The organism is Amycolatopsis sp. NPDC024027 (assembly GCF_040638975.1).
In the GTDB taxonomy this organism is placed as follows: Bacteria; Actinomycetota; Actinomycetes; order Mycobacteriales; family Pseudonocardiaceae; genus Amycolatopsis.
Genome location: NZ_JBEZYY010000006.1, coordinates 68,536 through 92,852, shown reverse-complemented (window position 1 = coordinate 92,852; position 24,317 = coordinate 68,536). Strand labels below are relative to the sequence as shown.

The following is a 24,317-nucleotide window of genomic DNA, read 5'->3' as shown; positions in this document are numbered from 1 at the left end:
TCAGCAGATCCTCGGCAGCGGGTCCCCGACCAGCAGGTCCACGATCCGGGTGCCGCCGAACGCGGTGTTCAGCAGCACGATCCCGGGCGGGTCGTCGGCGATCCGGCCGATCACCGCGGCGTCCGCGCCGAGCGGGTGCGCGCGCAACGCGGCCAGCGCGTCCGAAGCGCGGGTGCCGTCGACGACGACCACGATCCGGCCTTCGCAGGCGACGTACAGCGGATCGATGCCGAGCAGCTCCGACGCACCGCGGACCTCGTCCCGGACCGGGACGGCCTTCTCGTCGACGACCACGGCGACCTCCGCGGCCTTCGCGATCTCGTTGAGGATCGTCGCGACGCCGCCGCGGGTGGCGTCGCGCATCGCCCGCACGCCGGGGACCGCGGCGAGCAGCCCGGCCACCAGGTCGTGCACCGGCGCGGTGTCGGACTCGAGGTCGGCGTCGATGTCCAGTTCGCCGCGGGCCAGCATGATCGTGATGCCGTGGTCGCCGATCGGCCCGGAGACGAGGACGGCGTCTCCGGGCTTCGCGGTGGCGACGCCGAGCCCGGTGCGCGTGAGCACCCCGACCCCGGCGGTGTTGATGTAGACGCCGTCGGCCTTGCCGCGCTGCACGACCTTCGTGTCGCCGGTGACGATCTGGACGCCGGCCGCTTCGGCGGCCGCCTTCATCGACTCGACGATCTTCAGCAGGTCCTCGACGGGGAAGCCTTCTTCGAGGATGAATCCCGCGGTGAGGTACAGCGGCCGCGCGCCGGAGACGGCGAGGTCGTTCACCGTGCCGTTGACCGCCAGGTCGCCGATGTTCCCGCCGGGGAAGAACAGCGGCGAGACGACGTACGAGTCCGTCGTCAGAGCCAGGCGAGCGTCGCCGATGGTCAGCGACGCCGCGTCTTCGAGGGGCTCGAGCAGCGGGTTGCGGAACGCGTCGAGGAACACGGCCTCGATGAGCGTGTGCGTCGACTTGCCGCCGGCGCCGTGGGACAGCGTGATGCGCTCTTCCCGCACCTTCGCGCGCCGGCGCCGCGCCCGCTCGATGCGGTCGAGGACCTGCTGCTCGCGCTCGGTGGTGGTCATGCGCGGCTCGCCTCCCGGACGCGCTGCCGGCTGAACCGGCCGAAGTTGTAGTACGCCGCGCAGGCGCCTTCGGGCGAGACCATGCACGTCCCGATCGGCGTCTCCGGGGTGCACGCGGTGCCGAACACCTTGCACTCCCACGGTTTCAGCACGCCCTTGAGCACCTCGCCGCACTGGCACGCCTTCGGGTCGGCGACGCGCAGGCCGGGGATCTCGAAGATCCGTTCGGCGTCGAAGGCCGCGTACTTCTCGCGGATCGCCATCGCCGAATGCGTGATGAACCCGAGGCCGCGCCACTCGAAGTACGGCCGCAGCTCCATCACCTCGTTGATGGCCTTCAACGCCACGATGTTGCCGTTCCACGGGACGACCCGGGCGTACTGGTTCTCGACCTCGGAGCGCTTTTCGGACAGTTGCACCATCAGCATGTAGATCGACTGCAAGATATCGAGGGGCTCGAACCCGGCGACGACGACGGGCTTGCCGTAGTCGCGCGCGATGAACTCGTACGGCCGGCAGCCGATCACCGTCGACACGTGCCCCGGCCCGATGAAGCCGTCGAGCCGCAGGTCGGGGGAGTCGAGGATGGCCTTGATCGCCGGGATGATCGTGACGTGGTTGCCGAACACCGAGAAGTTCTCGATGCCCTCGGCGGCCGCGCGCAGCAGCGTCATCGCGGTGGACGGCGTCGTCGTCTCGAACCCGATGGCCATGAACACCACGCGCAGGTCCGGGTTCTGCCGCGCGATCTTCAGCGAGTCCAGCGGCGAATACACCATCCTGATGTTGGTGCCTTCGGCGTTGGAGTCGAAGAAGTTCCCGCCGGAGCCGGGCACGCGCATCATGTCGCCGAAGGACGTCATGAGCACGCCGGGCTGCCGGGCGATGTGGATGGCGTCGTCGATGCGGCCCATCGGGATCACGCACACCGGGCAGCCCGGGCCGTGCACCAGCGTGATGCTCTCGGGCAGGTAGTCCTCGAGGCCGTGCTTGTAGATGGTGTGCGTGTGCCCGCCGCAGACCTCCATGAACTTGTAGTGGCGGCCCGGTTCGCACAGCGACGTGATCTTCGCGGACAGCGCCCGCGCCTTCTCGGCGTCGCGGAACTCGTCGACGAAACGCATGACGACTCCTATTCGATCTGAGATTCGAGCAACGCGGCCATTTCGTCTTCGTAGGCCTTGCCGATGCTTTCCAGGAAGTCCAGCGCTGCGGCCGCCTCCGCTTCGTCTATTTTGGACAGTGCGAAGCCGACGTGGATGAGGATCCACTCGCCGGGCTTCGGCGGGTCGTCTTCGAGCAGGCCGATGTTGATGGTGCGCTTGACACCGCTGACCGACACCTTCGCGAGGTCCGGGCGCTCCTCGCTGATCTCGATGATCTCGCCCGGTATGCCGAGGCACATGGCTCAGACCTCCGTCTTTTCCTTGACCGGCCGTTCGGGGCTGGTGCCCCACGCGAGTTCGGTGACGGCGCGGACCGCGGCCGGCACGGCCGCGGTGACTTCGGGGGACAGGCCGATCCCTTCGTCGACGCACCCGGGTTCGCAGCCGACGATCAGCACCCGGCCGGCGTCCCCGCCGAGCAGCCGCAGCAGCCGGAACACCGCTTCGGGCTGCATGCCGTGCGCGTCGATCGAGGCCGAGCCGGCCAGGTCGTCGGTGTCCGCCTCGATGAGCGAGAGCGTGCCGGGCGGCCGTCCGTGCGGCGTCGCGTCGAGGAGGATAGTCGTCTCGTAGCCACTCAGCAGGTCGTAGGCGAGGTGCATGCCGGCGATGCCGTAGTCGGCGACCCGGACCCATTCGGGCAGGTCGGTGCCCGCCAGTTCCTTGATGACCGCCACGCCGAAACCGTCGTCGCTCAGGAAGATGTTGCCGATTCCGGCGACCAGGACCCGGGGTCTCATTCCGCACCTTCCAGGGGCTCGATCTCGTCGGGGGAGAAGTACCGGTACCGGCCGTGCGTGTGCTGCAGGTCGGCACCCGGGTCGTCGTCGAGGGTGACCGCGACGTACGTGACACCGTCCACATCGGTCAGCACGGTCCGGACCGTGGCGACCAGGCCGGCGAGGAACATGTCCTGGGCGTCGGCGCCGCGCAGGTTCGGCCGCAGCCGCACGCGAGACCCTTCGGCGACGCGGACGCCCGCGACGGTCACGGAAGGCTGTACCGGCCGCAGGGACCGGACCGCGCCGTGCAGCCGCCTCAGCAGCTCGGGCGGCATCGCGTCGACGCGGTCCACGATGGCCGCGGCGCGCGGGTCGGTGGCCCGGGCCTCGCGCTTCTCCTCGTCGGTCAGCGTCATCGTGCGCAGCGTCAGGATCTCGTCGATCTCGGTGCCGTCGAACAGGTCACCCGGGCTTTCCGGCGCGATCGCCGGGTCGTCGTAGAGGATGATCGGCGACGCGAGCACCACCGTGCTGCGTGCGGTGTCGCCGATCAGCACCGGCCACAGCCGTTCCTGCCGGCAGGCCTCGACCGCGGGTTTCGCCCACTCCGGCGGGTCCAGCATCGACAGGAAGTGCCCGGTGTCGACGTTGAGTACGAGGTGGGCGGCGAGCAGCGCGTGCCGCAGGGCGTGCTCGCGGACGCCGTCGGCGGGCCACGACGTCGTGTTGTGCAGGTCCAGCCGCAGCCGGGCACCGCCGAAGGGCCCGTCGAGCGGGTCGGCGCGGGCGGTGAGGACCCCGGACAGCTCCTGCGTCCGCCGGCCGTCGCCCGGCACCTGGAACGGCCTCTCGGCCGGGAGCCGCGAAAGGGGCAGCTCGAAGTCGACCTCGTGCTCGACGGCTTCGTCCCACGCGGTGTCCTGCGTCCTGGTCTGCAGGAACCGCAGCTTGACGTGCAGGATCGTGTGGTCCGCCGGTTCGACGAGGCATTCCACGCGAGCGGAGGAGTGCTCGCCGATCTCGGCCGACGCGTACGACGGCGGCACCAGCACGCCCCACTGCCAGCGCACCCGGTTCTTCGGCGCCGACGCCCGGTACGGGTAGAGGAGGTAGCCCTCGTAGAGCACGGCGTCACCGACCGCGCGGGCCTGGTCCGCCGCGTTCACGGCCCACCGGCCAGCAGCTGCTCGATCGCCGCTTCCCAGGTCGGGATGGCGTTGGCCGCCTTGTACTTGAGCAGCGCGTCCACCGTCTCCCGCGGCAGCTTGATCCACGCGACGTTCGGGAAGTAGCGGGACACCAGCTCGTCCCAGACGGTCACCGGCATCCGGTACTCGGCCTGGGTGTGCCACGGCACCTGCTCGACCCAGAACCCCGGCCCGCCCTTGCCGAACACCGTTCCGCTGAACAGCAGCACCATCGGCACGACGCCCTCGGACAGCGCGTGGAAGTACTTGCCGGCCGCGACTTCGAGGTCGTAGGTGCACGGCACCTCGGCGTCCACCTCGGTGGCGCCGGAGAACCCCGGCACGGTCACCGAAACCGTCGTGAACTGGAACGGCTTCAGCGTCTCGCCCCACCGGGACCGCTCGCCGAAGAGGTGGGTGAGCAGCTCCGACTCCTCGTCGGCGTACCGGCGGCGTTGCGGTTCGATGCGGATCTGGACGCGCAGCACCATCGCGTGGACGGGCTGCCCGGTCAGCTCGGAGATCCGCAGCTTGAACGCCAGCGTCGGCGACGCGGCGTACTTCAGCGGCCGGACGTCGATGCAGTCGAAGGTCAGCTCAGCCATCCGCCACGACCTCGCTGCGTTCCCGAAGGCGCGCGAAGAACCCGTCGATGGCCTCGTGCGCTTCGGTGCCGCCGTCGAAGCCCCGCCACGTCGAGCGCACGATCCCGACCAGCTCGTAGCAGACGTCGATCGGTACCAGGAAGCACTCGAAACCCAGGTCGAGCTGGTTCAGCAGCAGGGCTTCGACGTCGTCGGCGATGTCGGCGAACGCCGGCGTGCCCGCCCGCAGCTCGTCCCACGTGCCGAGCGGCAGCAGCGACTCGGTGGCCCCCGCCGGGCTCGGGTAGAACGCGACCGGGCGGTCCTGCACCGAATTGCGGAACAGGAACGCCGTCTTCACCGGGATCCCGGCCGTCTCCCACAGCGCCGTCCCCGGCCCGAAGCGCGGCGCGTGCCGGAAGCGGTCCGGCACCGCCCGGTGCCGCTTCCCGCCCGCCCCGCGGTGGGTGAAGAGCAGGTAGCAGCCCCGGCAGGTGCACAGGATCGTCCGGGATTCGAGGTCGATGACGTGCCCGTGCCCGTCGCTGATCGGTTCCGCGCACATCTCGCACTTCTCGCCCGGCGCGGCGCGCCGGACGGGCGTGCGGAACCTGCGCAGGCCGCCCGTCACGGGACCTCCACGGGACACGGCACCAGCGGCAGCAGGGTGCGTCCACCCGGGCCGGTTTCTTCCGGCACGACCCCTTCGACGACGACGTCGGAGATCTCCGGCGCCGCTTCCCGGACCACCCGCTCGATGGCGTACTTCGCGGTGACCGTCGACGACGGGCAGCCGTCGCAGGTGCCCCGCAGCCGCAGCCGCAGGACACCGTCGTCGATCCCGACGAACTCGACGTCGCCGGCGTGCGAACCCAGGTACGGCCGGACCTTGTCGAGCGCCTCGGTGACCCGCTCGTGCGTCGACCGGGGGTGCAGGTCGTGCAGCACGAGCAGGCCGCGGACGTGCTCGTCCCCGGCGAGGCGGTCGAGCAGCCCGGGATCCGAGCCGGCGAGCTCCACGATCCGGGCCAGGCCGGCGCCGTAGAACTCGAGCAGCGTGTGGACGAGGTCCTCGGCGAGTTCGGCGTCCGCGCCGGAGAACTCGCCCAGCAGCTGCTCGATCCGCTCGCCGACCCGGTCGACGTCGGTCATCAGCCGATCTCCCCGCCGAACGCGTGCGGGGTGTGCAGCCGCTCGATCACCTTGCCCTGGCCGGTGTACATGTGGACACCGCAGGGCAGGCACGGGTCGAAGCTGCGGACCGCGCGCATGATGTCGATGCCCTTGAAGTTCTCCTGCGTGTTCTCCTCGAAGATCGGCGTGTTCTGCACGGCGTCCTCGTACGGCCCCGGCGTGCCGAAGCTGTCGCGGACGCTGCCGTTCCACGGCGTCGGCGGGTACGGGTGGTAGTTCGCGATCTTGCCGCCCTTGATCACCATGTGGTGGGAGAGCACCCCACGGACGGCTTCGGTGAAGCCGCAGCTGACGCCTTCCTCCGGGACCTTGAACGGTTCCCACGTCTTGGTGCGGCCCTGGCGGACCTCACCCAGTGCCTGCTCGCCGAAGTGCAGCGCCATGGCGGCCGCGTACGCCTGGAAGTACGTCCGGGCGCGGTTGCGCTCGAGGGCGTTGCTCCACTGCGGGATCTTCCACTCGAAGTTCGCTTCGGGTTTGGTCGCCGTGCGCGGCAGGGTGATCGTGACGCTGTGCCCGGTCGACTTGACGTACGGCGTGTCGACGAGCCCGGCCAGCGCGGTCACCCACAGGCGGGCGATCGGGCCGCCGCCGGTGTCGAGGGCCAGGTGGTCGGTGCCGTCGAACCAGCGCGGGGACATCGTCCACGAGTACTTGCCGTCGAAGTCGCGCTTGGCCGGGCGCGGGATGGTGTGCTGGTTCCACGGGTGGCGCTGGTCGACCGGGTTGCCCAGCGGGTCGTGCGTGACGAACATCGGCTGGTCGGCCCAGTCTTCGTAGAACGAGCTGCCGAGCAGGATCCGGATCCCGAGGTTGATGTCGAGCAGGCTGGTCGTGACCAGCTTGCCGTCGACGACGATGCCCGGCGTCACGAACATCTTGCGGCCCCAGGACTCCATGTTCTCGTAGCTGAAGTCGCAGTACTCCGGGTCGTTCAGGCTGCCCCAGCAGCCGAGCAGGACGCGCCGCCGGCCGACCTCTTCGTAGCCGGGCAAGGCTTCGTAGAAGAAGTCGAAGAGGTCGTCGTGCATCGGCAGGCAGCGCTTCATGAACTCGACGTAGCGCATCAGCCGGGTCAGGTAGTCGGTGAACAGCTGCACGGTGGCCACCGTGCCGACGCCCCCCGGGTACAAAGTGGACGGATGGACGTGCCGGCCCTCCATCAGGCAGAACATCTCACGCGTGCTGCGGCTGACCTGCAGGGCCTCGCGGTAGAACTCGCCTTCGAGCGGGTTCAGCGAGCGCATGATGTCGCCGATGGTCTTGTACCCGTGGTCGCCCGCGTGCGGTGCCTCGGTGCGGTTGGCCAGCTCCAGGACGCCGGGGTTGGTTTCGCGGACCATCCGCTCGCAGTAGTCGACCCCGACCAGGTTCTCCTGGAAGATGTTGTGGTCGAACATGTATTCGGCGGCCTCGCCGAGGTTGAGGATCCACTCGCCGAGGTGCGGCGGGCGGACGCCGTAGGCCATGTTCTGGGCGTACACCGAGCACGTCGCGTGGTTGTCGCCGCAGATCCCGCAGATCCGGCTGGTGATGAAGTGCGCGTCGCGCGGGTCCTTGCCCTTCATGAAGATGCTGTAGCCGCGGAAGACCGACGACGTGCTGTGGCACTCGACGACCCGCTTCGCGGCCCAGTCGATCTTCGTGTAGATGCCCAGGCTGCCCACGATCCGGGTGATCGGGTCCCACGCCATCTCGACGAGGTCGGTCTTGCCCTTGGTGCTGATGCCCTTGTCGGTCTGCGTCTCGGTCATTTCCCGATCCCCCTCAGCGCCAAGACGACTTGTAGCCAGTGTTGAGCTTCTTGCCCGTGTGCCGCCACTTCGGCTCCTTGTCGAGCTTGCGTTCGGTGATCTTCCGCAGCCGCCGGATCACCGACCCGTACGCGCCGCTGGCCAGCGAGGACACCTGCGCGCCCGGCGGCTCGTCCATGAACGGCATGAACTTGTCCGGGAAGCCCGGCATGGTGCAGCCGATGCAGATGCCGCCGACGTTCGGGCAGCCGCCGACGCCGTTGATCCAGCCGCGCTTGGGCACGTTGCACTTCACGACGGGGCCCCAGCAGCCCAGCTTCACCAGGCACTTGGGGGAGTCGTAGGCGTCGGCGAACTGGCCCTGCTCGTAGTAGCCGCCGCGGTCGCAGCCTTCGTGCACGGTCGCGCCGAAGAGCCACTGCGGCCGCAGGTGGTCGTCGAGCGGGATCATCGGTGCCTGGCCGGCGGCCTGGTAGAGCAGGTAGGTGATGGTCTCCGACAGGTTGTCCGGGTGGGTCGGGCAGCCGGGCACGCAGACGATCGGGATGCCCGCCCCGGACTTCCAGTCCCAGCCCAGGTAGTCGGGCACGCCCATGGCGCCGGTCGGGTTGCCCTCCATCGCGTGGATGCCGCCGTAGGTGGCGCAGGTGCCGACGGCCATCACGGCCAGCGCCTTGGGCGTCAGGCGGTCCAGCCACTCGCTGGTGGTCATCGGCTGGCCGGTCTCGGGGTTGTTGCCGAACCCGCACCAGTAGCCTTCGTCCTTGATCGCCTCGTTCGGGATCGAGCCTTCGACGACCAGCACGAACGGTTCCAGCTCACCGCGGTCGGCTTTGTAGAACCACTCGATGAACGTGTCGGCCCCCTTGTCGGGGCCGCATTCGAAGTCGATCAGCGGCCAGTGGACCGCGATCTTGGGCAAGCCGGGCAGAGCGCCGAGGACGATTTCCTCGATGCTCGGTTGCGTGGCGGCGGTCAGTGCGACGGAGTCGCCGTCGCACGACAGACCGGCGTTGATCCAGAGGATGTGAATGGGCTGTTCTTCGGTCTCGGTCTTCTCCACGGCATGCGTCACGGCTGATCAACCCCGAATTCGTCGAGTGCGCCGAGGGTCAGCTCCCACAGCGCGTGGTAGAGGGTCGTCTGGGCTTCCTGGATGCGGTGCACGGACGGTGACGGGACGACGAAGAGGTGGTCGATGCTGTCCAGCTCGGCCATTTTTCCGCCGTCGTAGCCGGCGATGCCGACGGTCACCAGGCCGCGCCGGGCGGCTTCGTCGAAGGCACGCACCAGGTTCTCGGAGTTCCCGCTGGTGGACAGGCCCACCGCGATGTCACCGGCCCGCCCGAACGCGCCGATCTGCCGGGCGAACACGACGTCGAACCCGATGTCGTTGGACAGGGCGGTCACCACGGCGATGTCGTTCGTCAACCCGAAGGCGGGCAACGGCCGGGCGTCGCCGGCCGGGCTCAGGAACAGGCTGGCCAGGTCCTGCGCGTCGGTCGAGCTGCCGCCGTTGCCGAACGCGAGCAGCCGGCCGCCGCCGGCGAACGCGCGCGCGACGTCCTGCGCGCACGCGAACAGGCGTTCGCGGTCGGCCGCGAGCACGTCGCCGCGCAGGGCGACGATCTCGTGCACTTTGTCCACTGTGGACTTTTCCACCTGGCGGAGGACGGCGTCGACGTCGCTGGTGCCCGCGTAGAGGAACGGGTACAGCGCTTCGAGGCCGTCCGCGCCGACGGGGGTGTGCTCCCGCGTCATGGCGCGTCAACTCCCTCGGGTCAGGGATTCTCCAGACGAGCGATGGCTTCACCGGCGTGCACCAGGATTCGGTCGCCGACGCCGGCCGAGACCAGCGCCACGCTCACCTCTTCCCGGCCCGAGCCGGTATCCACGACTGCGAACCCGAGGTCCAGGAGTTCGACTACGGTCACTTCGACCGCGGTGTCGGAGCAGGTGATGCACACCCCGTCGTGACAGACGGGGCCGACTTCTCTGTCGGCGTCACGGGCGCTCACGACGCCACCTCCGGGGTCAGCGCACCGGGGTGTTCGAAGAACACGTGCACCAGCTCCCACAGCACGTGGTAGGTGGTCACGTGCACCTCCTTGACGATCCGCGGGTCGGCCGAGCGGGCGATGAAGACGTGGCCCAGCCCAGTAGTCGCGGCAATCGCGCCACCGTTACCACCGGTCAGCGCAACGGTGAGCATTCCCAGGTCACGAGCGGTTTCGAGGGCGCGGCGGACGTTGGCGCACTCGCCGTCGGTCGAGATGCCCAAGGCGATGTCGGCCGGTTCGCCGATGATCCGCAGCTGGTGGGCGAAGACGTCTTCGAGGCCCACGCGGTTGGCGACGCCGGTCACCGTCGCGACGTCGGCGGTCAGCGAAATCGCCGGCAGGGCGCGCTTGCCGACGATCACCGGGTGGACGAACTCGACCGCCACGTGCTGGGCGTCGGTGCTGGGGCCGCCGTTGCCGAACACCACCAGCTTGCCGCCGCGGTGGAAGCGGCGGGCCATGTCGTGGCACGCTTCGGCCACCGTCCTGGCGTCGTCGGCCAGGGCGAGCACGGGGGCCTTCCGGCGCTCGAAGAGGGCGTCGACGGAGTCCGGGTGATTCGGTGACCACGACATCGCGGTACTTCCTCCGGGCTGCTGCTCGGTGATGGGAGCACATCTCAGGCTAGAGCTGTGAGGTGGATCACACAATAGCGTAAAGCGGTCGGAATTTGGTGCTCTCGGTCGACGGGACGTGCTCCGCCCGGGTGAGCCGCTGCTGGGCCTCGTGGCCGGACCCGTGCGACCGCGGCGCGCGCGCCGGGCCGGGCACGTCCGTCGCCGGTCCGGGCGGTCACAAAGCGGCAGAACCATTCAGCTCGCCACCACCATCGACGAATTCGGAATCGGGGTGACAAGTAACTTTCAGCGGCGGCCGGACGATCATTGACCTCGTCATCGACCGCTCTTATCGTGAGTCCAGTTTCTCTGGTCCGGTAGCCGGACGAATTTCACGGCACGCATCGGCCGCATTCCTGAAGGGGAGTAACCCATCCCGTCCGGGATCGCGCTGCCGGCCTGACCCGAGAAGGCCGCTTCCGGCGGTCTGCCGAGCAGTGGATCTGGCGATGAAGGCGGAGGAAGCGATGAAACGGGTGATCCGCGGCTTGCTGGCGCTGGTGCTGATGGTGCCGCTGGCCGTCACCGTGGCGTTCTTGACCGCCGGTTCCGCCGCGGCCGCCACGTTGACCAGGGTCACCGACTTCGGCACCAACCCGACCAACCTCGGCATGTACGTGTACGCGCCCGACTCGCTGGCGGCGAAACCCGCGCTGCTCGTGCTGGTCCACTACTGCGGTGGTTCGGCGGGCGGGATCTTCAACGGCAACGGGCACGACTACGCGACGGCGGCCGACCGGTACGGCTACCTCGTCGTCGTGCCCGAGGCCACCCGCGACGGGCACTGCTTCGACGTCTCCACGAAGGCGGGCCTGACCCGCAACGGCGGCAGCGACTCCACCGGCATCATGTCGATGGTCGGTTGGGCCCGCCAGCACTACAACGTGGACCCGGGCCGCATCGTCGTCAGCGGCTTCTCCTCGGGGGCCATGATGACGAACGTCCTGGCCGCCGAATACCCGGACGTGTTCGCCGCCGGGGCCGCGTTCTCCGGCGTGCCCGCGGGGTGTTTCGCGACCACGGACGGCTCGTTGTGGAACAGCCAGTGCGCCGGCGGGAACGTCGTCAAGTCCGCACAGCAGTGGGCGGACCAGGCACACGCCATGTACCCCGGTTACGCCGGCGCCTACCCGCGGATGCAGCTGTGGCACGGCGACCAGGACACGACGCTGGCGTACCCGAACTACGGCGAAGAGATCAAGCAGTGGACGGCCCTGCACGGGCTGAACCAGACGCCGGCCGCCACCGACCACCCGCAGTCGTCCTGGACGCGGAACCGCTACGGCGACACCGGTACCCACGCCACCGTGGAAGGCGTCGTCGTCGCGGGCACCGGTCACACCCTGCCGCAGGCCGGGATGCTCGCGTACGCGATTTCCTTCCTCGGTCTCGACGGCGGCAGCACCGCAACCCGCAGCGGTCCGGTGCGCTCGGTGGCCGCGGGGAGGTGTCTCGACGTTCCGGGCCGGTCGACGACGCAGGGCACCCGGTTGCAGCTGTGGGACTGCAACGCCGGGACGAACCAGACGTGGACCGCGACCGCCGCCGGCGAGCTGACCGTCTACTCCGGCGACACGCTGCGCTGCCTCGACGCCGAGGGGGGCGGAACCGGCGCGGGCACGGCGGTGATCATCTGGGCCTGCCACGGCGGCGCCAACCAGAAGTGGCGGGGCAACGCCGACGGCACGGTGACCGGCACCCAGTCCGGGCTCTGCCTGGAGGTCGCGGCCGGCTCGACCGCCAACGGGACCGCCGTGCGGCTGGGCACCTGCGGTGGCGGCCAGAACCAGAAGTGGACCGGCCCGGCCGCGACCACGCGGTGACCACGCCGACGGCACGATCGCGAATGTCCACAGCGGACTTTGCCGGGCCGCTTCCGGTGCCGGAACGGCCCACGGCACCGAGGTGATCGCCTGGACCTCGGCTGGGGGCGGGTGGCGGCCTCGCGCGGTGGGGTGCGGGGGAGCGCACCCGCGGTGGCGGAGCTGAGCCGGGCCTTGTCTTTTCCGAATGGTCGGCCGGGTGTGCCGTGCGTGTGTCCGGTTGCTCCCAGTGGACGGGGCCGCGGTGTCGGTGATGGCCGACGCCGGGCATCGAGAGGTCATGTACACCAGCGACGCCATCAGTGGGGCGCTGGCCGAACTGCAGTTCGGCCTCGGGGCTCCCCACCGCCTGGCCGGTGTTCGCCGGGCAGGCCGCCGAGTACCCGGTGGCGGCCTTGTTCGCCTTCCCGCTGCAGATCGGTGTCGTGCGGGTGGCGACCCTGGACACGTACCGGTCGACCCCGGGCTCACCGGCCGGCGACGAACTCGCGGTCGCCATGCTCATCGCGCACCTGGACCTGCCGGCCGCGGAGGCGCTGGCCCGGCTGCGCGTACGCCTTCGGGCGCGGCCGGGCGTTGCGGGAGGTCGCGGCCATGGCCGACCGTGAACGACAGGTGACCCGGACGTTCGTCGCGTTGGCCGACACCCTCGTCGACGACTACGACGTCGCCGACCTCCTGCACACACTGGTGCGGCGCTGCGTGGAGCTGCTCGACGTCGCCGCGGCCGGCCTGACGCTGGTCGACGAGCGCGGGAGCCTGCAGGTGCTCGCGTCCTCCACCGAGCAGGCCCGGCTGCTGGAGCTCTTCCAGCTCGGCATCGACGAGGGGCCGTGCGTGGAATGCTTCGCGACCCGGGCTCCGTCCTGGTCGCCGACGTCTCCGCGGAGGCCACGCGGTGGCCGCGGTTCGCGGCGGAGGCGTCCCGGCAGGGGTTCGCGTCGGTGCACGCGCTGCCGATGCGGTTGCGCAAGCAGATCGCCGGCGCGCTGAACCTGTTCGGCGCCCGGCCCGGTGAGCTCGGACCCGACGACGTCCACCTGGCGCAGGGGCTGGCCGACACGGCGAGACGATGTCCGAGCAGCTGCAGACCGCCCTGAACAGCCGGTTGACCATCGAGCAGGCGAAGGGCGTCCTCGCGGTGACCGGCCGGCTCAGCATGGACGACGCCTTCACCGCGTTGCGCGGCTACGCCCGCAGCCACAGCCTCCTGCTCGGCGAAGTCGCCCGCGGACTCGCCGAGCGGCAGGTCGACCCGGCACTCGTGCTGGCCCGGCACGACCGCAAGACCTGACCGGCATCAATGCCGGGTCGTCAGGTACGGCCCCGGATCGCTGCCGGCGCCGGCGCCGTCGGCGAGCCAGCGGAGGAAGCCGCCGCGGTCGCGGCGTTCGATCTCGTCGAGGTAGTCCTGCCGGCGCTGGACCAGGTAGCGGCGAGCCAGGAGGTCGTGGGTGACGAGCAGCCGGCAGTAGCTGCGCCGCCAGGCCGCGCACAGCTCGTCCGTGCTCAGTTCGGCGACCGTGCGGGCCGCCGGAGGCGGGGTGGTGGCGGCCCGCGTGCCGGTTCCGGACCGGACGGCTTTGCGCCGCAGGCCGGCCACCAGCGCGACCGAGGCGAGGACGACCACCAGGGACGCCGTCAGCCGGCCGCCCAGGGTCGCCAGCATCCCGGAGACGGTGAAGGACAGCGCGAAGAAGATCCCCGCGGCCAGGGCACCGGCGCGCAGGTTCGTGGTGCGCGGCCGGCCCGGTGCCGCGCGCCGGACGTGCGGCGCGATCACGGCGGCGATGGCGCCGATCGCCGCCCCCAGCAGGCACAGACCGGCGAGCACGCCGGCGGGTGTGCCCAGCACGCCGATCGTCGCGAAGCCGCAGACGACGAGCGTGGCCGTGGCCCAGGCCGTGCGTGCGGGCATGGTCGGCCTCCGCGTTCGGGACCGGTGCCGGGCCGTCCGCCCGGCACCGCCGTCGGGATCGTGAACGCCGAGGTCCGGGGCGGGGTACCGACTTTAGCCGACGTCGCGGCCCGAGCACACGTTCGCCGGCCGGACCACTCGGTCAGCGCTGCCGGTCCGCGTGACCGCCGCGTACGCTGGGTTACCCCCGCCCCGGACCCCGGCGAGTGCCCGTCGACCGCCGACCGAACCGGGGTGTGCCGTGGAACCACCGCTGGACGATCTCTCTGACGAGTACCCGGTGGGCTGGGTCCTCACCTACCGGCGCCGCCGGGTGCCCGATCCGCCGTTCGGCGGGTACGCGGCCGGGGTGGTCCTCGGCCCGCCCGTGCGGGACGCGTGCACCGGCCTCGAATCCATCCCGCTCGCCTCGCTCGGCGACGGCCCGACGGTCTGGGTGCCCGACGGGGACGTGATCGGCATCCAGCCCCGCCCGGCCGCCGGCGGCGGTGCCGCGCCGTCGACCCGCCGTCATCCGTCCACACAGGACACCGCATGGGGAGATCACCCGCCTGGCTGACGACTTCGCACCCCGGCCGAGCTTAGGCTGGACGGCACGCCCCGGACCCCGGCGCCCGAACCCGACCGAGCGGGGTGGCGACATGAGCACAGGCGAGGGCACCGAACCCGGCACCGGCCGGACCTGGCCGGTCAGGCACGGCGGCGGATACCCACCGGGCTGGCAGGTCCGGTACCGCGGCCGCCGGTCGCCGACGGTTTCCGGTACGAATGGCCCGCGGACCGGTCAGGAACGGATCGGCACGATCGCGGGACCCACTCTGCGTGACGAGCACACCGGCACCACCTGGGTGGCGGTCCGGCCCTTCTGCGCGGCTCCGCACACCCCGCGGCGGCTGGTGCGGGCGAACGACATCATCGACGCCCAGCCGCCGGACGAACCCGATCCCGCAACGGCCGTGGACGACGAATAGAGCCGGCTCGCACTCCGGTCGCCGACGACCTCGTTTTCGGCGGGTTCAGCCGCGGTGGTGCGGGTAGTGCGGTGAGCGGTGCTGGAAGGACAGGATCGCCGGGTTGCGGATCGTGCCGTCCTGGATTTCCACGGCCCGCCGGACGGTTTCGTGCTCGTCCCACGCGGACTGTCCGGAAAGGACCGGACCCAGGTGGGGCAGCAGGGCCTCGCTGATCTCCCAGGTCGCCGAGTTCCACAGGTACGACGGGCTGTGGTCGACGGCGTAGTAGGTGATGCCGTTGCCGACCGGGAAGGTCGGCCGGGTGAACGTCGTGGGCCGGGCCCAGCTGAAGCCCATGCCTTCGTCGCACGACACGTCGACGATGAGACCGCCGGGGGCGAAGGCGCCGAGGTCCTCCTCGGTGAGGAAGGTCAGGGGCGCATCGGTGTCCTGCAGCACGCAGTTGACGACGACGTCGTGCTCGGCCAGGAACCCGGCCAGCGGTACCCGGCCGTTGCCGGTGATCGCGTGGCTGCGGCGGAGATCTCCCGGGTTGTTCGCGTCGTGGTCGAGGTGCACCATCGTCGCGGAGTGGATCGGCGAGCCGACCGCGCTGAGGCCGCGGGCGGTGAGGACGTCGACGTCGTGGATCCCGTGGGCGTTCAGCGCGGTCACCGAGCCGCGTGCCGTGGCACCGAAGCCGATCACCACGGCCCGCAGCCGCCGGCCGTAGTCCCCGGTCGACCCGATCAGCTGCAGGGCGTGCAGCACCGAGCAGTAACCGGCCAGTTCGTTGTTCTTGTGGAAGACGTGCAGGCCGAACGAGCCGTCGCGCCGCCAGTGGTTCATCGCCTCGAAAGCGATCACGGTGAGCCGCCGGTCGACGGCCAGCTGGGTCAGCTCGACGTCCTGCACGCAGTGCGGCCACCCCCACAGCACCTGACCGGGCCGCAGCTCGGCGACGTCTTCCCGCAGCGGCTTGGCCAGCAGCACGACGTCGCACTCGGCGATCAGCTGCTCGCGGGTGCGCAGCCCCGCGACGGCCGCCGCCAGGTGCTCGTCCGGCACGCCGAACGGTTCGCCGTAACCGTGTTCGAGGTAGATGGACTTCCGGAGATCGGGGTCGATCCGATCCAGGTGGTGGGGGTGGATCGGCAGCCGTCGTTCGTTCTCTTTCCGTGAACGCGCGATGACGCCGAGACTGAGCTGGTGCACAAGGGCCCCTTTTCTAGGAGCCATTTTTAACACACTCGGTGACGCGCCCGAGTCTCGGCTGGGGTCCGGCTCTTGGGTGGTTATAACCTGCCGGTGCGCGCGATCAGCTCGCCGGCGAAGTCCAGCGTCCGGTCAAGGCTGGGAAACGCTGCGAAAGCGTCCACGAACGCCTCGTCGACACCGGCCTCGGCGAAGCGCGTGAGCTTGCCGGCCAGCGCGTCGACGGACGTGCCCGGTTCGAGGTTGATCCGCATGGCCGTCTTCAGCGCGCCAGGATCGCGGCCGGCGTCCTGGGCCGCGCGGCGCGCGATGGACCACAGGTGGCCGGCGACTTCGTCCGGCAGGCCCTCGAAGCCGAGCCAGCCGGTGCCGCTGCGCCCGACCCGGCGCATCGCGGCCTCGCTGGCACCGCCGATCCAGATCGGTGGTCCGCCCGCCTGGACCGGTCGCAGGTCGGCGTGCACCGGCGGCAACGAGAGGAACTCGCTGTCCCAGGACACCGGAGTGGTCGTCCACCACGCGTGCAGGAACGCCAGCAGGTCGTCGAGCATCTTGCCGCGCCGGTGCCAGTCCGCGCCGCGGGTGATGTCGTACTCGTCCTTCATCCACCCGAGCCCCACGCCGACGTCGAGGCGGCCCTCGCTGAGCACGTCGAGGGTGGTCAGCAGCCGGGCGAGGTGCGGCGGCTCGTAGTAGAACGTGCTGAGCGTGCTGGCGTTGAGCCGCATCCGGCTGGTCGCCGTCGCGGCGACGGTCCACAGCAGCAGGGGATCGAGGTAACGGGTCATCTGCGGCGGGTACGGCTGTTCTTCGCCCGGGTAGGTGCTGTGCATGTCGACGGGCGTGACCAGGCGGTCGCCGACCCACAGCGTGTCGTAGCCCAGGTCTTCGAGTCCGCGGCAGAACGCGCTCAGGCCGGCGGCGCTGCTGATGGCGGGGCCGACGATGGGGATGGCGAAACCAAGCTTCATGGTAAGAGTTCTCTCCGGTCGGACGACTATCGATATCGGACAGTGCGGCTCAGCCGGCGAGTTCGGTGACGCCGAGAGCGAAGTCCCAGTGCCCCACGCCGTGGCGGGCGAGGCCCATCGTGAGCACTCCCGCTCCTTCCAGCCAGTACGCCATTTTCAGGTCGCCGACGTCCAGCGGGCGCAGCCCGAGGCTTTCGATGAACGCCGCCACGTCCGCCTTGGCCCGCGCCTCGTCGCCGGCGATGAAGACGGCGGGCCGGCCCTTCTCCAGGACGTGGCGGAAGATCGTGTTGAACCCCTTCACCACGCTGGCGCCGGCCGGGGCCGCCTTCGCGGCTTCCTGCGCGATCGAGGTGCCCTCGCCGTGGGCCAGCCCGTCGGCCGCGGAGTTGAACGGGTTGCTGATGTCGACGATGATCTTGCCCGCCAGGGCGTCCCCGTAGTGGGCGACGACCGGAACGACGCCGGCGTGCAGCAGGGCCACGATGACGATGTCCCCGGCCGGGACGGCGCCCCACTCTCCCGTGGTGGCGTTGTCGCCGAGAACCTTGGCCAGGTCGGCGGCTTTGGCCTGGTCGCGGCCCATGACTTCGACGGTGTTGCCGCCCGCTACCGCGAGCTCGCCGATGGTGCGGGCCATGTTCCCGGTGCCGATGATGCTGATGCCGCTCATGAGTTGTCCCGTCTTGGCTGTTGATCGGAAACGTTCTCTACGCCGGGCTATGTACACCGAGCTGTGTGGTTAACGTAGCGGACGATCGATCGGGATGCAAGCTATGTACACCGGTCGGTACCCAACTCGGCTGGACTGGGGCATGACGGAGCCGGAGAAGGTCCCGAACAGCTCGGCGAACAACTGGCGCTGCTCCTCGATGGCGCCTCGGCGCGCAACGCCATCCCGGCGCCAGGCCGGCGATGAGGGCGTGTCCGAAAGTGGGTGACCTTCCGGTCGGTGCTCAGCGATCCTTCGAGGCGGCTTCGCCGCCGAGCTGCCACATTTCGTGGTTGCCGCATTCCGCCGTGATCTCGGCCGCCGTCTGAGCCGCGGTGAAGAAGTCTTCGACCACCGGCGAGAGATGTGCGGTCGCCATGGCGAGGCACACCTGGTCCGGCGCCAGATCCGGGACGGGCACGTAAGCGACCTCCGGATGCGTGTAGAAGACCGTCGCCGATCGCGCCAGGAACGAGATGCCCCGGCCGGCGGCGACGTGCTCGAGCGTTTCGTCCACGCCGCGAACCAGGTATCCGGCGTTGAGGTGCGGGCGCCTGGTGGGCTGCGTGCTCGCGTCGGCGTGCCAAAGCAACGGTTCGCCGGCCAGGTCGGCTTCGGTGACTTCTTCCTTGCCGGCCAGCCGGTGCCGTGCGGGCAGGACCGCTACCCGCGGCTCGGTGTAGAGCGGAACGACGCGCAGGCCGGCCTCGTCGATGGGCAGCCGCACGTAGCCGATGTCGATGCGGCCGTCGAGCAGCAGCTCGGCTTGCTCGTCGGCTTCGATGCGTTGCACGTCGACCCGCACATCCGGGTGCCGGGCGGCGAACCGGTGGATCGCCGGGGTGACCGCGACGCCGGCCCGGAAGCCGACCATCATCCGCCGGTCGCCCCGCGTGGCCGCGGTCACCCGGCGGCGGGCCGCGTCGGCGGAGGCCAGCAAGGGAGCGGCGTCGGTGAGCAGCTGCGCGCCGGCGTCGGTCAGCACCACCCCGTGGCTGTCCCTGGTGAACAGCGCGGCGCCGAGATCCTGTTCGAGCGCGCGGATCTGCCGGCTCAGCACCGGCTGCGCGATGTGCAGCCGGTCGGCGGCGCGGCCGAAGTGCAGCGTGTCGGCGACCGCGACGAAGTAGCGCAACTTGCGCAGGTCCAGATCCATCAGGGCCTCCTGCGGTCCGGCAATGCCACCAGGGTATCGCCGCGGCCGAAAGAGGTCTTGGACATCGGCTCGGACCGGCGGCAACCATGGATGTCGGGCGCCCCGCACACACTTCCGACTCCAGAAAGCAGCACACCATGAGCACCATCAGCATCGTCGGCCTCGGGGGCATGGCCCGCGCCATCGCCACCCGCGCGGTCGAGGCCGGCCACACCGTCGAGGTCATCGGCCGCGACGCCGCCAAGGCCAAGGACCTGGCCGCCGAACTCGGCGGCAGCGCGACGGCCGGAGCATTCGGCGCCACCCCGGCCGGTGACATCGTGGTCTCCGCGGTGCCTTATGCCAGTGCCACGCAGGTCTTGACCCGGTTCGGCGACGCGCTGGCCGGCAAGATCGTCATCGACATCTCCAACACCTTCAACGCCGACGCCACCGGGGTCGTCACCCCCGCCGGCACCTCCGGTGCGCAGGAGATCGCCAAGATCCTTCCGGCGAGCGCGCACGTCGTGAAAGCGTTCAACACCGTCTTCGGCCACGTCCTGGCCCGGGGCGGCCGGCTGGACGTGCTCATCGCGGGCGACGACGTGGACGCCAAGACTCGCGTGTCGGCCTTCATCGAGAGCCTCGGGCTGCGTCCGCTGGACGCCGGCGATCTCGCGGCGGCGCGGTGGCTGGAGGCGGTCGGTCCGCTGCTGATGGGCCTCGCGAACCACGGCGCGGGGTTCGACATCAGCCTCGGCGTCACCAGCAAAGACTGAGCAGGACACATCGTGCGAGTTTTCGTCACCGGCGGAACCGGCCACACCGGTTCCCACATCGTCCCCGAGCTCGTCGCCGCCGGGCACGAGGTCACCGCCCTGGCCCGCTCGGACACGGCCGCGGCCACGTTGTCCGCGCTCGGCGCGAAGGTGCGTCGCGGCGACCTCGAGGACCTCGACGGGCTCAAGGAGGCCGCCGCGGACTCCGACGGCGTCATCCACGTCGCGCACCGGCAGGACCTGCTCCCCACCGGCGGAGTCGCCGCCGTGGCCGCCGCCGAAGTCCCGATCATGCTCGCCTACGGCGAAGCGCTCGCGGGAACCGGTAAGCCCCTGGTCGCGGCCGGGAGCATCGGCTCGCCGGGGAACCTGGGCCGGCCGGCCACCGAGCAGGACCCGGCCCTGCCCGGCGGCGAGGAGCACGCGGGCACCCTGCGGGCTCGCAACATCGTGGAGACCACCGTCATCGGCCTGGCCGAGCACGGGGTGCGGTCGTCGATCGTGCGCATCGCCAACATCGCCCACAGCCCGACCGACCAAGCCGGCTTCCTCCAGCGGCTGATCGCGCTCGCGAAGGAGAAAGGCGTCGCCGGCTACCCCGGAGACGGCACCAACCAGTGGAACGCCGTGCACGCCCGCGATGCCGCCTCCGTGTTCCGCTTGGCTTGGGAAAAGGGCCCGGCCGGCAGTTACTGGCACGCGGTGGCGGACGGCGCCATCCCGTTCCGTGACATCGCCGAGGCCATCGGCGGCCGGCTCGGCCTGCCCGTCGTGAGCATCCCCGCCGATGTCCTGATGGTGCCGGGCTACTTCGGGTTCCTCGCGAACATCGTCACGCAGAGCTACCCGGCGTCCAATCTCATCACCCGCGAGACCCTCGGCTGGGAACCCGCGCAGCCCGGCCTGCTCGACGGTCTGGACAACGGCCACTACTTCCCCGCGAGCCGGGGATAGGAACCGCCGGGACCGGTTCACCGGACAGGTTTGTGGCCAATCCTTGACCGGCGTGACCCGCGTCACGTAACTTCCCGGCTGTCTTGAATCGTTTCAAGTCATCCGGGGAGAGGTCGCCATGGCCGAGAACGATCCGATGGTCCGTCCCAACAGCGGTGAGTTCGAACTGTCCCGGCGGCGCGTGCTCGCGCTCGCCTCCGCGGCGGCCATCGCCGGGACGGCCGGCGGGTGGCCGTTCGCTTACGCCGCGTCGGATACCGCCGCGTCCGACACCGCCGATCCGGCGCGGCGGTTCGCGAACCCGCGCCCGGATTCGCGGCCCACCGTGCTGTGGTTCTGGAACGGCGCCGTCACCACCGCCCTCGTGGCCGCCGGGCTGGCGGACCTGCGGGACAAGGGCGTCCACGAGGTGCTGGTGTTCCCGTTCGACACGGCGGCGCTGCGGCCGGCGTTCTTCACCGAGGACTGGTTCGCGCTCATCGAGTTCACCCTGCGCGAGGCCCAGCGGCACGGGATGCACCTGTGGCTGTTCAACGACGACTACTTCCCGAGCGGCCGCGCCGGCGGGCTCGTCGTCGACGGCGGGAAGGTCGGCGACCGGGTCTACCGGCCGCGGCCGGACCTGCGGCTCAAGGGCGTGGGGCACCAGGTGCTGACCGTCGCGGGCGGGGTTCCGGTGCCGCTGGTCAGCCGGGGGCTCTCGGTGTCGGGTGGGCGGCTGCTGGTCGACGCCGGCGCCCGTGACGGCGTGACGCTGCTGCGCGAGGGCACGCAGTGGCAGGACTACGACGTCGTGGCGAAGGTCCGGGTCGAAAGCGCCACGGCCGGGCTCATGGTGCGCAGCGCCGACGAGGGCAACGGCGTCCTCGCCGACCTGCGCGCCGACGGCGCCGTCGACGTCTGGCAGCAGACCGGCGGCGCGTTCAGCCTGGTCCGCAGCGGTTCCCCGGTCGCCGGGTTCGACCCGGCGGCCGACCACGAACTGGTGGTGGGGGTCCGCGGAACGACACTGACGGTGTCGCTGGACGGTGCCGCGCAGGCCCCGGCCGAGCTGCGGTACGGCACCGGCCGCGTCGGCGTGCGCGCGGTGGCGAGCCAGCGATCGTCGTGGGACAGCCTCAGCGTGCGCGATCCGGACGGCCGCGTGCGGTACGCGGAGACGTTCGACGACGTCGCCGCGCTCGACGCCTTCGACCTGCCCGCGACCGGTGTCCCGCTGGTCGCCGCGGCCGCCCGGCCGGAGTCCTCGGCCGATCCCGGCTCGCTGGTGGACCTCACCGAGCAGGCTCGCGCGGGCGGCACGTGGACACCGCCGGCCGGGAACTGGCGGCTGGACCTGTTCACCGTCCGCCCGCTGAGCACCCCCACCGGCACCGGCCGCGCCTACCTCGACCTGCTCGACGACGAGGCGGTGCGGCTGTTCGTCGACGCCGTGCCGGGGGAGTACCTGCGGCGGTTCCCGTGGGCGGCGGGCTCGGTCCTGCGCGGCTTCGCCGACGACGAGCCCTACCTCGCCTCGGCCGACGGGCCGTTCGACACCGTACCCTGGTCGTCCACATTGGACACGGAGCTGCGCCGGGCCGGGGTGGCACCGGGGATCGCGTTGACCGCGGTGCACGACGACCTCGGCCCGGCCGGCCTGCGGCTGCGCGGGATCTTCTGGCGCGCGGTCAGCAACCGGTTCGCCGCCGCGTACTACCGGACCCAGGGGCAGTGGATGGCCGCGCACGGCCTGCGGCTGATCTCCAACCCGCTGTGGGACGAATACGGGCCGGGGGAGCAGCTGCGCAGCTCCGGCAACCTGAACACCACCAACCAGTGGGCGCAGGTGCCGGGCACCGACCTGATCTTCGACCACTACCAGCGCGGCTACCACCGCACGCTGTCGCGGTGGCCGGCCAGCACCGCCCACCAGCTCGGGCTGGAGCGCGTCTACCTGGAGGCGATGGGCGGCACCGGCTGGCCGGTCACGCCCGCCTTGGTCCGCGAGGTGATCGGCGCGTTCGCCGTGCGCGGGGTGAACCACACGCTGCTGCACGCGCGGTTCAGCGACGAGAACCAGATCGTGTACCCGCCGCCGTTCCAGCCGGTCAACCCGTGGTGGGCGGTGTCGGCGCCGCTGAACGACTGGACCGGCCGGCTGATGGAAGCCTGCCGGCTGCCGGCCAAGGCCCGCACCGCGCTGCTCCAGCCGCAACGCGCGGCCGAGTCCACACAGGACACTCCGGCGATGGCCGAGCTGGACACCGCGTTCCTCACCGCGGCGCACGCGCTGGAAGACGTCCAGGTCGATTTCGACTTCCTCGACGAAGGCGCGCTCGACGCGGACCCCGCCCTGGTGACGCACGCGCGGCCGGCCGGGCCGCGGCTGGTCGTCGGGCAGCAGGCGTACGGGATCGTGGTGGTGCCCCGGACGCCGATCCTCGCGCTCGGGGCGGCGCGGACGCTGATCCGGTTCGCCCGTGGCGGGGGCACGGTGATCGTCGTCGGCGAGCCGGGCCGCGAGGCCGGGGGCGACGACGCCGGCCTGCGCGGCGCGCTGGCCGAGCTGTTCTCCGTCCGCTCGGTGGTCCGGGCGGCCGATCCGGTGGCGGCCGCGATCGCCGCCGCCGGGGCGGGAGGTGCGGCGGCGGTGCTGGAGCCGCCGCACGAAGACGTCCGCGTTCTGCGGCTCGAAGGCGAGGGTCGAGCCGCGTTCGTCGTGCTCAACGAGCGCGCGGACCTCGTGGCGCTGACCGCGACGTTCCCGGCGTCCGGGGTGCCCGAGGTGTGGGACCCCGACACCGGAACCGTGACGCCCGTGGGCGTGTGGCGGCGGGTGCGGTCCGGGAGTACCGCGGTGGAGCTGCGGCTCGAGCCGAAAGCGACGCTGCTGGTGGTGTTCCGCGCGGGGCGGGAACCCGCGCACGCGGTGTCCGCGTCGGCGCCGGTCGAACGCGTGCGCATCGACGCCCGCGCCGCGACCGCCACGGTGCGGGTGACCGGGCCGGGCGAGGTCACGGTCGCCGCGGTCGACGGCGGGTGTTCCTACACCGGCACGGCGGCGGTTTCCGACCCGCTCGCGGTGGTTCCGCTCGGCGGCGACTGGGCGTTCCACTTCGATCGGGAAGGTGCGCCGGTGGTCACGCGCGCGCTCGGTTCCTGGACGGACCTGGACCCGGCGTACTCCGGATCTGCTTGGTACGAACGGGAATTCCTCTTGGACGCCGCGGTCCTGTCCGGCCGGTCGTGGAGCCTCGACCTCGGGGAGGTCCGCGAAGTGGCCGAGATCGAAGTCAACGGGCGGAACGCCGAGTCCCGGCTCTGGCCGCCGTACGGGGTCGACGTGACGGCGGTGGTGCGGCCCGGCCGCAACCGGGTGCGGGTGCGCGTCACCAACACCGGCGCCAACGCGCGCGGGCAGGCGCTCGCCTCCGGTCTGCTCGGCCCCGTCGCGCTGCGGCCGCACCGCCTCGTCGAGGTCCCGCTGGCCCGCTCGGCGTCGAGCTCCTGAAGA

General features: G+C 71.0%; 27 protein-coding genes. 9 read left to right on the top strand and 18 right to left on the bottom strand.

Annotated elements, in window-relative coordinates:
* Genes hypE through AB0F52_RS16930 form a run of 13 tightly spaced genes read right to left on the bottom strand, consistent with a single transcriptional unit; the run spans position 1 to position 10,319 of the window.
* On the bottom strand, positions 1–1,077 hold the full coding sequence (hypE, locus tag AB0F52_RS16990; protein WP_360171087.1) for a hydrogenase expression/formation protein HypE: 1,077 nt from the start codon (positions 1,075–1,077) through the stop codon (positions 1–3).
* Positions 1,074–2,201: a hydrogenase formation protein HypD gene (gene hypD / locus AB0F52_RS16985; protein WP_360171085.1), complete on the bottom strand. Its 1,128-nt coding sequence runs from the start codon at positions 2,199–2,201 to the stop codon at positions 1,074–1,076. The genes hypE and hypD overlap by 4 nt, the downstream gene beginning before the upstream one ends.
* Positions 2,202–2,209: 8 nt before the next feature.
* Entirely contained in the window at positions 2,210–2,482 is a 273-nt protein-coding gene (locus AB0F52_RS16980) for a HypC/HybG/HupF family hydrogenase formation chaperone (RefSeq protein ID WP_360171082.1), read from the bottom strand.
* Between the two features lie 3 nt (positions 2,483–2,485).
* A complete protein-coding gene (locus AB0F52_RS16975; RefSeq protein WP_360171079.1) occupies positions 2,486–2,983 on the bottom strand; it encodes a hydrogenase maturation protease in 498 nt (165 codons plus the stop codon).
* Complete coding sequence (locus AB0F52_RS16970; RefSeq protein WP_360171076.1) at positions 2,980–4,131, bottom strand: hypothetical protein; 1,152 nt, start codon at positions 4,129–4,131, stop codon at positions 2,980–2,982. The genes AB0F52_RS16975 and AB0F52_RS16970 overlap by 4 nt, the downstream gene beginning before the upstream one ends.
* Positions 4,128–4,757 carry a DUF6084 family protein gene (locus tag AB0F52_RS16965; RefSeq protein ID WP_360171073.1) on the bottom strand — a complete coding sequence of 210 codons (630 nt, stop codon included), beginning with the start codon at positions 4,755–4,757 and terminating at the stop codon, positions 4,128–4,130. The genes AB0F52_RS16970 and AB0F52_RS16965 overlap by 4 nt, the downstream gene beginning before the upstream one ends.
* The gene (locus AB0F52_RS16960; protein ID WP_360171070.1) at positions 4,750–5,367 is read right to left on the bottom strand and encodes a DUF5947 family protein; all 618 of its coding nucleotides are present in this window, start codon (positions 5,365–5,367) and stop codon (positions 4,750–4,752) included. Before AB0F52_RS16960 ends, AB0F52_RS16965 begins: the two co-directional genes overlap by 8 nt.
* Positions 5,364–5,888, bottom strand: coding sequence for a NifU family protein (locus AB0F52_RS16955; protein ID WP_360171067.1), 525 nt, complete (start codon positions 5,886–5,888; stop codon positions 5,364–5,366). The genes AB0F52_RS16960 and AB0F52_RS16955 overlap by 4 nt, the downstream gene beginning before the upstream one ends.
* Entirely contained in the window at positions 5,888–7,684 is a 1,797-nt protein-coding gene (locus tag AB0F52_RS16950; protein ID WP_360171064.1) for a nickel-dependent hydrogenase large subunit, read from the bottom strand. The genes AB0F52_RS16955 and AB0F52_RS16950 overlap by 1 nt, the downstream gene beginning before the upstream one ends.
* Positions 7,685–7,697: 13 nt before the next feature.
* Positions 7,698–8,759, bottom strand: a complete 1,062-nt coding sequence (locus AB0F52_RS16945; RefSeq protein ID WP_360171061.1) for a hydrogenase expression protein HypE — start codon at positions 8,757–8,759, stop codon at positions 7,698–7,700.
* A complete protein-coding gene (locus AB0F52_RS16940) occupies positions 8,756–9,445 on the bottom strand; it encodes an SIS domain-containing protein (RefSeq protein WP_360171058.1) in 690 nt (229 codons plus the stop codon). Before AB0F52_RS16940 ends, AB0F52_RS16945 begins: the two co-directional genes overlap by 4 nt.
* A 20-nt stretch (positions 9,446–9,465) precedes the next feature.
* Positions 9,466–9,651 (bottom strand): HypC/HybG/HupF family hydrogenase formation chaperone, encoded by a 186-nt coding sequence (locus tag AB0F52_RS16935; protein WP_091621794.1) that lies wholly within the window; start codon positions 9,649–9,651, stop codon positions 9,466–9,468.
* A 47-nt stretch (positions 9,652–9,698) separates the two neighbouring features.
* Complete coding sequence (locus AB0F52_RS16930) at positions 9,699–10,319, bottom strand: SIS domain-containing protein (RefSeq protein WP_360171055.1); 621 nt, start codon at positions 10,317–10,319, stop codon at positions 9,699–9,701.
* A 509-nt stretch (positions 10,320–10,828) separates the two neighbouring features.
* On the opposite strand from AB0F52_RS16930, the gene AB0F52_RS16925 reads away from it, so the two are divergent.
* The 4 genes from AB0F52_RS16925 to AB0F52_RS16910 all read left to right on the top strand — a co-directional run bounded on the left by AB0F52_RS16925 (position 10,829) and on the right by AB0F52_RS16910 (position 13,478).
* Positions 10,829–12,184, top strand: coding sequence for a PHB depolymerase family esterase (locus AB0F52_RS16925; protein WP_360171052.1), 1,356 nt, complete (start codon positions 10,829–10,831; stop codon positions 12,182–12,184).
* A 356-nt stretch (positions 12,185–12,540) separates the two neighbouring features.
* Positions 12,541–12,792: a hypothetical protein gene (locus tag AB0F52_RS16920; RefSeq protein ID WP_360171049.1), complete on the top strand. Its 252-nt coding sequence runs from the start codon at positions 12,541–12,543 to the stop codon at positions 12,790–12,792.
* A 234-nt stretch (positions 12,793–13,026) separates the two neighbouring features.
* Entirely contained in the window at positions 13,027–13,284 is a 258-nt protein-coding gene (locus tag AB0F52_RS16915) for a GAF domain-containing protein (protein WP_360172009.1), read from the top strand.
* Complete coding sequence (locus AB0F52_RS16910) at positions 13,257–13,478, top strand: ANTAR domain-containing protein (RefSeq protein ID WP_360171046.1); 222 nt, start codon at positions 13,257–13,259, stop codon at positions 13,476–13,478. Before AB0F52_RS16915 ends, AB0F52_RS16910 begins: the two co-directional genes overlap by 28 nt.
* A 6-nt stretch (positions 13,479–13,484) precedes the next feature.
* Here AB0F52_RS16910 and AB0F52_RS16905 read toward each other — a convergent pair whose 3' ends face one another.
* Entirely contained in the window at positions 13,485–14,102 is a 618-nt protein-coding gene (locus AB0F52_RS16905) for a hypothetical protein (protein ID WP_360171043.1), read from the bottom strand.
* Between the two features lie 241 nt (positions 14,103–14,343).
* Here AB0F52_RS16905 and AB0F52_RS16900 point away from each other — a divergent pair, with 241 nt between their 5' ends.
* Complete coding sequence (locus tag AB0F52_RS16900) at positions 14,344–14,661, top strand: hypothetical protein (RefSeq protein WP_360171040.1); 318 nt, start codon at positions 14,344–14,346, stop codon at positions 14,659–14,661.
* A gap of 82 nt (positions 14,662–14,743) precedes the next feature.
* Positions 14,744–15,073, top strand: a complete 330-nt coding sequence (locus AB0F52_RS16895) for a hypothetical protein (protein ID WP_360171037.1) — start codon at positions 14,744–14,746, stop codon at positions 15,071–15,073.
* A 45-nt stretch (positions 15,074–15,118) separates the two neighbouring features.
* Here the strand turns inward: AB0F52_RS16895 and AB0F52_RS16890 are convergent, their stop codons facing one another.
* The 4 genes from AB0F52_RS16890 to AB0F52_RS16875 form a co-directional block, all read right to left on the bottom strand.
* The gene (locus AB0F52_RS16890; protein ID WP_360171034.1) at positions 15,119–16,270 is read right to left on the bottom strand and encodes a N(5)-(carboxyethyl)ornithine synthase; all 1,152 of its coding nucleotides are present in this window, start codon (positions 16,268–16,270) and stop codon (positions 15,119–15,121) included.
* A gap of 80 nt (positions 16,271–16,350) precedes the next feature.
* Positions 16,351–17,241 (bottom strand): TIGR03619 family F420-dependent LLM class oxidoreductase, encoded by an 891-nt coding sequence (locus tag AB0F52_RS16885; protein ID WP_360171031.1) that lies wholly within the window; start codon positions 17,239–17,241, stop codon positions 16,351–16,353.
* A 49-nt stretch (positions 17,242–17,290) separates the two neighbouring features.
* On the bottom strand, positions 17,291–17,914 hold the full coding sequence (locus AB0F52_RS16880; RefSeq protein ID WP_360171028.1) for an NAD(P)-binding domain-containing protein: 624 nt from the start codon (positions 17,912–17,914) through the stop codon (positions 17,291–17,293).
* 283 nt (positions 17,915–18,197) lie between these two features.
* Complete coding sequence (locus AB0F52_RS16875) at positions 18,198–19,109, bottom strand: LysR substrate-binding domain-containing protein (RefSeq protein ID WP_360171025.1); 912 nt, start codon at positions 19,107–19,109, stop codon at positions 18,198–18,200.
* A 137-nt stretch (positions 19,110–19,246) separates the two neighbouring features.
* On the opposite strand from AB0F52_RS16875, the gene AB0F52_RS16870 reads away from it, so the two are divergent.
* From AB0F52_RS16870 to AB0F52_RS16860, 3 genes are all read left to right on the top strand, one after another.
* Positions 19,247–19,867 (top strand): NAD(P)-binding domain-containing protein, encoded by a 621-nt coding sequence (locus AB0F52_RS16870; RefSeq protein WP_360171022.1) that lies wholly within the window; start codon positions 19,247–19,249, stop codon positions 19,865–19,867.
* 12 nt (positions 19,868–19,879) lie between these two features.
* Positions 19,880–20,821 (top strand): SDR family oxidoreductase, encoded by a 942-nt coding sequence (locus AB0F52_RS16865; RefSeq protein WP_360171019.1) that lies wholly within the window; start codon positions 19,880–19,882, stop codon positions 20,819–20,821.
* A gap of 118 nt (positions 20,822–20,939) precedes the next feature.
* Complete coding sequence (locus AB0F52_RS16860) at positions 20,940–24,314, top strand: glycosylhydrolase-like jelly roll fold domain-containing protein (protein WP_360171016.1); 3,375 nt, start codon at positions 20,940–20,942, stop codon at positions 24,312–24,314.
* The last annotated feature ends 3 nt before the right edge of the window (positions 24,315–24,317 follow it).